At 49.6% G+C, this 832-nt stretch carries 1 protein-coding gene; it reads right to left on the reverse strand.

Features of this window, described 5'->3' with window-relative positions; all coding sequences use genetic code 11:
* The coding region (locus ACN0IC_RS14785) for a fibronectin type III domain-containing protein (protein WP_416879542.1) at positions 1-832 on the reverse strand (832 nt) is incomplete at both ends.

Here is an 832-nt window from a genome sequence, read left to right on the forward strand (position 1 = left end):
CTCCGAACTGTGGCTCTACAACAATCATTAATGAGTCAGCCTGCACAAACCCATCGATATCAAAATCATTGGCGACCACACTGAAACGTTTCCCAGAAGAAAGGTCAGCCAGCCATATAGAATCATCCATAGCCGTTGGTGCCTGATTAGGCTTCACCTGAGATGTTGCAACAGCGACATTACTCCAGGGTGAGCTATAGTCCGGCGTCCGTGCTCTTACACGAAATTCATACGTCACACCTTCAGATAAGCCACTTGCCGTCCAGCTAGTGACGTTAGCTTCCGTAGACTTCACGTCATACCAGCTACTATCACCTTGCAACCTCTGCTGAATAACAAATTCCATCTCAAGCGATTCATCACTCCAGCTCAAGTCGATTGATTGATAGGTTGCATTCCCCACCGAGAGGACCGGTGCAGGAAGAGAGGCCGGCGACGAGAGAGAATAAAATTTGAGCTTGTTACCTACCTGCACAACCAGTTTCTGAGTGGTGGAGTTGTAGCCACTCACAGTTGTACTGGCGGGCATCGCTAGCGTCTGACGACGGAGGTTAATGTCGTAGATCGCCATCTCAGCAAAAGCAAAGCGTCCCTCAGTTGAAGTGGAGTATATTGTTTCCCCAATTCCCCATTCAGGCTCAAGATCTTTGTCCAATACCGTTCCGGCCCAGAAAACCCGCGAGCCATCTTCCGATACCACAACGGTCCTTGAACCGTGGTAGCTGGACATTGCCGGCGGACGGACTGCAGCTAGCTGGGTAAAAGTATCGCCACTGGTGTCGAACTTGATAATTTCTGCAGCGGAGGAGTTATTCTCACCGTGATAATAGTA

It is taken from the genome of Litorimonas sp. (genome assembly GCA_029936425.1).
In the GTDB taxonomy this organism is placed as follows: domain Bacteria; phylum Pseudomonadota; class Alphaproteobacteria; order Caulobacterales; family Maricaulaceae; genus Litorimonas.